At 72.1% G+C, this 8,837-nt stretch carries 10 protein-coding genes; 4 read left to right on the top strand and 6 right to left on the bottom strand.

Annotated elements, in window-relative coordinates:
- Positions 1 to 156: 156 nt before the first annotated feature.
- The gene (gene erpA / locus ACFV6I_RS34100) at positions 157 to 510 is read right to left on the bottom strand and encodes an iron-sulfur cluster insertion protein ErpA (protein ID WP_030391519.1); all 354 of its coding nucleotides are present in this window, start codon (positions 508 to 510) and stop codon (positions 157 to 159) included.
- Positions 511 to 756: 246 nt separating this feature from the next.
- On the opposite strand from erpA, the gene ACFV6I_RS34095 reads away from it, so the two are divergent.
- On the top strand, positions 757 to 1,617 hold the full coding sequence (locus tag ACFV6I_RS34095) for a GNAT family N-acetyltransferase (RefSeq protein ID WP_063347296.1): 861 nt from the start codon (positions 757 to 759) through the stop codon (positions 1,615 to 1,617).
- Between the two features lie 91 nt (positions 1,618 to 1,708).
- On the opposite strand, the gene ACFV6I_RS34090 is transcribed toward ACFV6I_RS34095, so the two are convergent.
- The 3 genes from ACFV6I_RS34090 to ACFV6I_RS34080 all read right to left on the bottom strand — a co-directional run bounded on the left by ACFV6I_RS34090 (position 1,709) and on the right by ACFV6I_RS34080 (position 4,850).
- Positions 1,709 to 3,076, bottom strand: coding sequence for a pyridoxal-dependent decarboxylase (locus ACFV6I_RS34090; RefSeq protein WP_244293334.1), 1,368 nt, complete (start codon positions 3,074 to 3,076; stop codon positions 1,709 to 1,711).
- A 204-nt stretch (positions 3,077 to 3,280) separates the two neighbouring features.
- A complete protein-coding gene (locus ACFV6I_RS34085; RefSeq protein ID WP_063347298.1) occupies positions 3,281 to 3,745 on the bottom strand; it encodes an Lrp/AsnC family transcriptional regulator in 465 nt (154 codons plus the stop codon).
- A 181-nt stretch (positions 3,746 to 3,926) separates the two neighbouring features.
- Complete coding sequence (locus ACFV6I_RS34080; protein ID WP_363372070.1) at positions 3,927 to 4,850, bottom strand: NADP-dependent oxidoreductase; 924 nt, start codon at positions 4,848 to 4,850, stop codon at positions 3,927 to 3,929.
- A 220-nt stretch (positions 4,851 to 5,070) separates the two neighbouring features.
- On the opposite strand from ACFV6I_RS34080, the gene nadA reads away from it, so the two are divergent.
- Positions 5,071 to 6,255, top strand: a complete 1,185-nt coding sequence (gene nadA / locus ACFV6I_RS34075; RefSeq protein ID WP_363372072.1) for a quinolinate synthase NadA — start codon at positions 5,071 to 5,073, stop codon at positions 6,253 to 6,255.
- 104 nt (positions 6,256 to 6,359) lie between these two features.
- Here nadA and ACFV6I_RS34070 read toward each other — a convergent pair whose 3' ends face one another.
- Positions 6,360 to 6,653, bottom strand: a complete 294-nt coding sequence (locus ACFV6I_RS34070) for a hypothetical protein (protein ID WP_063347300.1) — start codon at positions 6,651 to 6,653, stop codon at positions 6,360 to 6,362.
- Between the two features lie 37 nt (positions 6,654 to 6,690).
- Positions 6,691 to 7,494 carry a PspA/IM30 family protein gene (locus ACFV6I_RS34065; protein WP_079135541.1) on the bottom strand — a complete coding sequence of 268 codons (804 nt, stop codon included), beginning with the start codon at positions 7,492 to 7,494 and terminating at the stop codon, positions 6,691 to 6,693.
- Between the two features lie 299 nt (positions 7,495 to 7,793).
- Here ACFV6I_RS34065 and ACFV6I_RS34060 point away from each other — a divergent pair, with 299 nt between their 5' ends.
- Positions 7,794 to 8,384 (top strand): DUF3043 domain-containing protein, encoded by a 591-nt coding sequence (locus ACFV6I_RS34060; protein ID WP_380429596.1) that lies wholly within the window; start codon positions 7,794 to 7,796, stop codon positions 8,382 to 8,384.
- A gap of 113 nt (positions 8,385 to 8,497) precedes the next feature.
- Positions 8,498 to 8,837 (top strand): class I SAM-dependent methyltransferase (locus ACFV6I_RS34055; protein WP_380429599.1); only part of this gene is annotated, 340 nt, incomplete at its 3' end.

Here is an 8,837-nt window from a genome sequence, read left to right as displayed (position 1 = left end):
AGAGGCCTCGTGGTGTGGTTCGCCCGGACCCTGCGGATCTCGAAGTCCATCGCACCCCTTGAACTGGGGTGTTGCAACGACTCCTAGAACCCAAGTGATCCCCGGGGCCGCCTCCGTACCGCGGCTCGAACGAGCGTCGAGCGGTGCTGCTTAGGCCTAGCTGAACGAGTCGCCGCAGGCGCAGGAGCCGGTGGCGTTCGGGTTGTCGATCGTGAAGCCCTGCTTCTCGATGGTGTCGACGAAGTCGACGGTGGCGCCGCCCAGGTACGGGGCGCTCATCCGGTCGGTGACGACCTTGACACCGTCGAAGTCCTTGAGCACGTCGCCGTCGAGCGAGCGCTCGTCGAAGAACAGCTGGTAACGCAGGCCGGAGCAGCCACCGGGCTGGACGGCGACGCGAAGTGCGAGGTCGTCGCGGCCCTCCTGCTCCAGCAGGCCCTTGACCTTGGCCGCGGCGGCATCGGTAAGGAGGATGCCACTCTCGACGGTGGTCTCGTCCTGGACGGTCATCTGCTTTCTCCCGGTCTTTGACGACGGTTTGCCCCCAGTGCCAACCAACGGCCGTCCGGATTCATTTCCCGAACGGCGATTGTCTTCGTCGGCTTGCTGGTGGCGGAATTTCCGTGGGCCGGGTGTGCCACCCGTGTCCCCTACGCTCCCCATGCTCGCACAACCCGGGAGGGCGGGTCACCGCCCGAGCCGCGGAATCCGGGGAACCGGCCCCGAGCCGGGCCGGCGGACGCCAGGATGGTGGCCATGATCCTGCGCCAGGTCAGGGACACCGCCGCCGACGCGGAGGCCGTCCAGGAGCTCTCCCTCGCCGCGTTCGCCGATCCGGCCCTGCCCGGTCCGGCGGCCGTGCCGACCCCGCTGCAGCTGGCCCGGACGAGACATCTGGCGCGCACCGATCCGGCGGGCTGCTGGCTGGCGGAGAGCGGCGGGGAGCCGGTCGGCGCGGTGCTGTCGATGCGCCGGGAGGGCCTGTGGGCGCCGTCCCTGTTCGCGGTCCGGCCGCAGGCGCAGGGCAAGGGTGTCGGGCGGCTGCTGCTGGAACGGGCGGCGGCGCACTCGCGGGGCTGCCTGCGCGGGATGGTCTGCGCGTCGGCGTCCCCGGCGGCGGTCCGCCGCTACCGGCTGGCCGGGTTCACCCTGCACCCGGCGATGCGGCTGACCGGGCGGGTGGACCGGGCCGGGCTGCTCGACCCGGGGGACATCCCGGTGCACCGGGGCGGCGCCGTCCACCGGCACCTGCTGGACTCGGTGGACCGGCGGCTGCGCGGGTCCGCGCACGGCCCGGACCACGAGCTGATGCTGGGCCACTTCGAGGAACTGCTGATCGCCGACGCGCTGGCCGGCAGCGGCTACTGCTACCGGGACGGCGGCGAGGTGAAGCTGCTGGCGGCCACCACCAAGCGGATCGCCGCCCGGCTGCTGCGCGAGGCGCTGGCCCGGGTGCCGGACGGGGTCGAGGCGCGGGTGGAGTTCCTGACCGCCGAGCAGGAGTGGGCGCTGGACGTCGGCCTGGAGGTGGGGCTGACCCCGCAGAGCCGGGGCTTCGTCGGGCTGCGCGGGATGCGGCCGCCGGCGCCGTACCTGCCGAGCGGCGCCTTCCTGTGAACGACGGGACGATCGGACGACGAGACGACGGGACGACGTGGCCCCCGCCGGCTGCCTGCTCCGACGGGGGCCACGGGTCACCGGGGGCCGATCAGGCCATGGTGTCCAGGATCTCCCGGACCATGTCCATCGTCGTGCCCGGGTGCAGGAAGGCGAAGCGGGCGACCGTCTCGCCGTCCCAGCCGGTGGGGGTGACGAAGCCGATCTGGTCCGCGAGCAGCTGCTGCGACCAGCGGTAGTAGTCCTCGTTGGTCCAGCCCTTGCGCTTGAAGCAGACGGCCGAGAGCTGCGGGTCGAACAGCAGCTCCAGGTGGTCGGTGTCGCGGATGAGCTGGGCGGTGTCCCGGGCGAGCGTGAGGCCGGCCTCGATGGCGTCGGTGTAGGCCTGGGTGCCGTGGACGGCGAGGGAGAACCACAGCGGCAGGCCGCGGGCGCGCCGGGTGAGGTGGTAGGCGTAGTCGGTGGGGTTCCACTCGTCGCCCTCGGTGTGCAGGACGTCGAGGTAGGAGGCGTCCTGGGTGTGCACGGCCCGGGCGAGCTGCGGGTTGCGGTAGATCAGCGCGGCGCAGTCGAAGGGGGCGAACAGCCACTTGTGCGGGTCGACGACGAAGGAGTCGGCGTGCTCGATGCCGTTGTAGCGCTCGCGCACCGAGGGGGCGAACAGGCCCGCGCCGCCGTAGGCGCCGTCGACGTGGAACCACAGGTCCCGCTCGCGGGCGACCTCGGCCAGGCCCTTGAGGTCGTCGACGATGCCCTCGTTGGTCGTCCCGGCCGTGCCCACGACCGCGATGACGGTCTCCGGGTTCGGGTCGGCGGCCAGCGCGGCGCGCAGCGCCTCGCCGGTGAACCGGCGGTTCACGGTGGGGACCTTGAAGGCCTCGACGCCGATGATGTTGAAGGTGTTCTTGACCGAGGAGTGGACCTGGTCGGCGACGGCGATCCGCAGCCGCGCCTCCGGCCCGACGCCCAGCTTGCGGCGGGCGGTGTCGCGGGCGACGACGAGGGCGGAGAGGTTGCCCGCGGAGCCGCCGGAGACGAAGGTGCCGCCGGCCGAGGCGGGCAGGCCGGCACGGTCGGCGATCAGGCGCAGCACCTGGTTCTCGGCGGCGATCGCGCCGGCCGCCTCCAGCCAGGAGATGCCTTGCAGGGACGCGCAGGAGACCACCATGTCGAAGAGCAGCGCGGCCTTGGTCGGGGCGCACGGGATGAACGACAGGTAGCGCGGGCTGTCGGCGGAGATCACCGCGCGGGACAGCTCGTGGTCGTAGAGCTTGAGCACGTCGGCGGGGGCGTTGCCGTCCGCGTTCAGCAGACCGGCCAGCTGGGCGCGCAGGTGCTCGCCGTCACCGGGGTGGTCGAGCGGGACGGGGTCGTACTGCAGCCGGTCCCGCATGTAGTCGAAAACCAGGTCGACCAGTTCGTTGTCGGGCCGGTGCATGCGGTCGGGGGCTGCGGACACGGCTGTCCCTCTCGGCTGTGGGGTGTCGGGGGATGCCCGGTCGGCGGGGCGGTTCACCGCGTGGACCGGACGTGATCAGCGTAGGCAGCGGGAGGGGTTCGCCGCGCGTCGGAACCCGGCTGGTCAGGCAGCTTTCGGGCGTCTTCGGGCCGGTCCGCGCAGGATTCCTGCGCACCGGCCGGAGGGGGCCGGACGGGGAGAGCCTCAACCGATGAGCTGGGAGAGGACGACCGAGGAGCGGCTGCGCTGGACGCCGGGCTCGCGGCGGATGCGCTCGATGACGGCCTCCAGGTGGCGCATGTCGGCGGCGCGCAGGTGGACCAGGGCGTCCGGGTCGCCGGTGACCGTCCAGGCGGCGATCACCTCGGGGAACTGGCGCAGGCTGGCGAGGATCTCCTCGGGGGCGGTCCGCTCGCGGCAGTAGACCTCGACGAAGGCCTCGGTCTGCCAGCCGAGCACCGACGGGTCGAGCACCACGGTGAAGCCCCGCACCACGCCGCGCGCCCGCAGCCGGTCGATCCGGCGGCGCACGGCGGTGGCCGAGAGGTTGACCTGGAGGCCGATCTCGGCGTACGAGGCGCGGCCGTCGCGGCCGAGCCGGGCGAGCAGGAGCCGGTCGGTCTCGTCCAGGTCGGCCCCGACCACCTCGTGCGCTCGGCTGCTGGTCATCGGTGCGGGGCTCCACGGGTCGTACGGGTCGGTTGCGGCCTCGGGCGGCGGCCCTCGGACGGAGGGCGGTAGGGGCGGCTGCCGAAACGGTTCGCCAACCATTCTGGCGGATGTCAGGAGCAAGTTCACCGCTCGCAGATGACGGCCGGTGGTCCGCCGCCGGTCGGCAGCCGGTCCGCCGTCAGTCGGCCAGCAGGACGATCTTGCCCCGGGTGCGGCCCTCGGCGCTGAGCGCCTGGGCGGAGGCCGCCTGGGCGAGCGGGAAGGTGGAGGCGACGGTGACGGTCAGCCGGCCGTCGTCGGCCAGCGCGGCCAGTTCGGCGAGGTCCGCGGCGTCCGGACGGACCCAGACGTAGTGGCCGCCGAGGGCCTTCACCCCGAAGTCGGTGATCGAGGCGATCCGGCTCTGATCCGCCACCAGGCTCGCCGAGAGCGGGACGGCGCCGTGGCCGACCAGGTCGAGGGCAGCGTCGACCCCGCCCGGGGCGAGCGCCCGGACCCGGTCGGCCAGGCCCTCGCCGTAGAGCACCGGCTCGGCGCCGAGGCCGCGCAGGTAGTCGTGGTTGCGCTCGCCCGCGGTGCCGATCACCCGGGCGCCGAGGGCCCGGGCGATCTGCACGGCCAGGTGCCCGACCCCGCCGGCCGCGGCGTGCACCAGCAGGGTCTCCCCCGCCCGCAGCCGCAGCGCCTTGAGGCTCTGCAGTGCGGTGAGCCCGGCCAGCGGCAGGCCGCCGGCCTGGGCCCAGTCCAGTGCGGCCGGCTTGCGGGCGAGGGTGCGGACCGGGGCGGAGACGAGTTCGGCGTAGGTGCCGTGTTCGACGGTGTCCTTGCGGACGTAGCCGTAGACCTCGTCGCCGGGCGCGAACTCGGTGACGCCGCCGCCGACGGCGCGGACCACGCCGGCCAGGTCCCAGCCCATGACGAGCGGGAAGTGCGCGTCCAGCAGGCCGTCCAGGGCGCCGTCCCGGATCTTCCAGTCCACCGGGTTCACCCCGGCCGCCCGCATCTGCACCAGGACCGAGTCCGGGCCGACCTTGGGGTCGGGCAGGTCGGTGTACTCGACGACTTCGGGGCCGCCGTAGCGGTTGATCGCGATTGCCTTCATGGCCTCAGCCATACCCGGGCCCGGCCGGATATCGATTCGGCCACGCGAGGACCACCCCAAAACGGTCATCCGGCTCCGCCGGGGGTCCGATTCGGCGAGCGGTTCTCGTCACATCGACAGGATGGCCATCGTCACTCTGACGCTAACCGGTTATCATAGATAGCGTCAGATAGACGAAAAGGCTTCAGGCTTGATCGGCCGCACAGAAGGGCACCCGCCCGTGACCACCACCATCACCGAGACCCACGGCGTCGACCCCACTCCGACGCCGCTCGCTCTGCTGCTGCTCGGCCGCGAGGCCGACCCGAACAGCGAGCGCGGCGTCGAGTGCCCCGGCGACCTCCCCCCGGCCTCCGACCCGAACCTCGTCGAGCGCGCCCGCGCCGCCAAGGCCGCGCTCGGTGACCGGGTCTTCATCCTCGGACACCACTACCAGCGCGACGAGGTGATCGAGTTCGCCGACGTCACCGGCGACTCCTTCAAGCTCGCGCGCGACGCCGCGGCCCGCCCGGAGGCCGAGTACATCGTCTTCTGCGGCGTGCACTTCATGGCCGAGTCCGCCGACATCCTGACCGGCGACGCCCAGCAGGTCGTCCTCCCGGACCTCGCGGCCGGCTGTTCGATGGCCGACATGGCCACCGCCGAGCAGGTCGCCGAGTGCTGGGACGTGCTGACCGACGCCGGCATAGCCGACGTCACCGTCCCGGTCTCGTACATGAACTCCTCCGCCGACATCAAGGCCTTCACCGGCAGGCACGGCGGCACCATCTGCACCTCCTCCAACGCCGAGCGCGCCCTGGAGTGGGCCTTCGAGCAGGGCCAGAAGGTGCTGTTCCTGCCCGACCAGCACCTCGGCCGCAACACCGCGGTGCGCGATCTGGGCCTCTCGCTGGACGACTGCGTCCTGTACAACCCGCACAAGCCGAACGGCGGCCTGACCGCCGAGCAGCTGCGGGACGCCAAGATGATCCTGTGGCGCGGCCACTGCTCGGTGCACGGCCGGTTCAGCGTGGACTCGGTGAACGACGTGCGCGCGCGGATCCCCGGCGTCACCGTGCTGGTGCACCCCGAGTGCAAGCACGAGGTCGTCTCGGCCGCCGACATGGTGGGCTCGACCGAGTACATCATCAAGGCGCTGGACGCCGCCGAGCCCGGCTCCAAGTGGGCCATCGGCACCGAGCTGAACCTGGTCCGCCGCCTGGCCAAGGCCCACCCGGACAAGGAGATCGTCTTCCTGGACCGGACGGTCTGCTTCTGCTCCACCATGAACCGGATCGACCTGCCGCACCTCGTCTGGGCGCTGGAGTCGCTGGTCGAGGGCCGGGTGCCGAACGTGATCACCGTCGACCCGGAGACCGAGAAGTACGCCAAGGCGGCGCTGGACCGGATGCTGGCCCTGCCGTAGCCGGCCCGGCCCGACCCGGCCGCCGGAACACGACGACACGACGAAGGGCGGGTCCCCTCCCACCGGAGGGGACCCGCCCTTTCGTCTGGCACCGGCCGCGGCGGCTACTCGGGGTAGCCCGGGATCACACCCTCGCCGTCGGCCATCAACAGCTCGCGGACCTCGTCGATCGTCGCCTCGGCGCTCGGCAGGATCAGCTCGGACGGCGCCAGTGAATCCAGCGGCACCGGGGTGCCGAACTGCTTCACCGCGTCCAGCAGCTTGCCGTAGGCGCGACGGAAGTGCTCCTCGTCCCCCGACTCCACTGCGGTGACGAGCTCGGAGTCGAGCTCGTTGAGCAGGTTCAGGTGGTCATCGCCCACCTCGTACTGCCCCTCACCCATGACCCTCATGATCATGCCGTGCGTCTCCCTGGTTCGTGGGATGGAGCTCAGATCACTTGTTGTAGTTGATGCGCGGGGTGTCCTGCTGGGGGTGGGCCTGCGGCTGCTGCGGCTTGCCCTGCTCGATCGCGGCCGGACCGGAGGACGGGCCCCCCAGCTCGGCCTTCATCCGGGCCAGCTCCAGCTCGACGTCGGTGCCGCCGGCCACTCGCTCCAGCTCGGCCTCGATGTCGTCCTTGCGGCCGAGACCGCTCGCGTCATCGAGCGCACCGGACGCCAGCAGCTCGTCGATCGCACCGGCCCGGGCCTGCATCTGGGCCGTCTTGTCCTCGGCCCGCTGAATGGCCAGGCCGACGTCGCCCATCTCCTCCGAGATCCCGGAGAAGGACTCGGCGATGCGGGTCTGCGCCTGAGCAGCGGTGTACGTGGCCTTGATGGTCTCCTTCTTGGTGCGGAAGGCGTCCACCTTGGCCTGCAGCCGCTGGGAGGCGAGCGTGAGCTTCTCCTCCTCGCCCTGGAGGGCCTGGTACTGCGTCTCCAGGTCGGTGATCTGGGACTGCATGTTGGCCCGGCGGGTCAGCGCCTCGCGCGCGAGGTCCTCACGGCCCAGGGACAGCGCCTTGCGGCCCTGGTCCTCGTACTTCGCCGACTGCTGCTGGAGCTGGGTCAGCTGGAGTTCCAGGCGCTTGCGCGAGGTCGCGACGTCCGCGACGCCACGCCGTACCTTCTGCAGCAGTTCGAGCTGCTTCTGGTAGGAGTAGTCGAGCGTCTCTCGGGGATCCTCCGCCCGATCCAAGGCCTTGTTCGCCTTGGAGCGGAAGATCAACCCCATACGCTTCATGATTCCGTCGCTCATGGGCCTCGGGTGCCCCCTTCTCCGGCCTGCGGTCTCTATCTCGATACCAGACACGACGAGTGTATGTGCAGCGAGCCCGTCGCCGCAGTGCACCTGCCTGCTACAAGACTGCTACAGCGACCAGCGGAGTTCCTCCTCCCCCGGGTGGATCCGCCTCTCATCCCCTCCATAGTCCATCCGATTGATCCCCTACGGGAAGGGGCCGGGAAACCCCGGCGGGCGGCCGACCTCGCGGATCGATACGCGTTTGGGTCCGAGGGGACCCCGAGAAGCCGCCCGGCACCCCGTACGCTGGTGGTGTGTTCCGACGCCGTTCAGATGATGCAGCCGCCTCCGCCACCGTGCTGGAGAAGCCGGACGAGACCCGCCACCCCCAGGCCAAGAAGGGCCGGCCAACGCCCAAGCGCAGCGAGGCCGAGGCCAACCGGCGTACCCGGGTGACGGTGCCCAAGGACCGCAAGGAGGCCGCCCGCCAGGCCCGCGAGCGGATGCGCTCCGAGCGAGAGAAGCAGCGCACCGCGCTGATGGAGGGCGACGAGCGCCACCTGCCGGCCCGCGACAAGGGCCCGGTGCGCAAGTTCGCCCGCGACTACGTGGACGCCCGCTGGTCGCTCGCCGAGTTCTTCCTGCCCGCCGCCGTGGTCATCCTGGTGCTGAGCATCGTCAAGGTGCCCGCCATCCAGCTGCTGTCCACGCTGCTGTTCCTGCTGTTCTTCGTGCTGGTGATCCTGGACTTCGTCCGCCTCGGCTTCGGTCTGCGCAAGCAGTTCGCCGAGCGCTTCGCCGGCCAGAACACCCGCGGCGCGGTCGCCTACGGCCTGATGCGCATCCTGCAGATGCGCCGGCTGCGACTGCCCAAGCCGCAGGTGCGGCGCGGGGAGAAGCCCTGACCGCCGAACCGGTGGACTCCGGCTGGGCCCCGCCTTCCTGGGAGGGGCCCGGCCTGTACGCGTTGCCGGGGCAGGGGGACGGCGGCCACGACCGGATCGGCCAGGAGCGCCGGCTGCCCTCGCGCAGCGGCTCCTTCGCCGGCGGTACCGGCGCCTGGCTGGACCGGCTCGGCGGACTGCGCAACTTCGTCCGCCAGGAGCTGGTCTCCCGGCAGCTCGCCGAGCAACTGGCCGGCCGCACCGCGCAGCGCGTCCTCGACATCGGCTGCGGCCAGGGCACCCAGGCGCTGCGCCTGGCCCGGGCCGGCCACTACGTCACCGGCATCGACTCCGACCCGGTCGCGGGGGGGGGCGGCCCCGCGGGGCGCGCGCCGGGGCCCCCCCGCGTGGGCCGCCGCCGGGGCCCCCGACGCGGCGCGCGCCCCCCCCGCGCGGGCGCGGGGGGGGGGGGGG

The organism is Kitasatospora sp. NPDC059803 (assembly GCF_042732255.1).
In the GTDB taxonomy this organism is placed as follows: Bacteria; Actinomycetota; Actinomycetes; order Streptomycetales; family Streptomycetaceae; genus Kitasatospora.
Note: the sequence above shows the minus strand (reverse complement) of the source record. Positions and strands in the feature narration are given on the sequence as shown.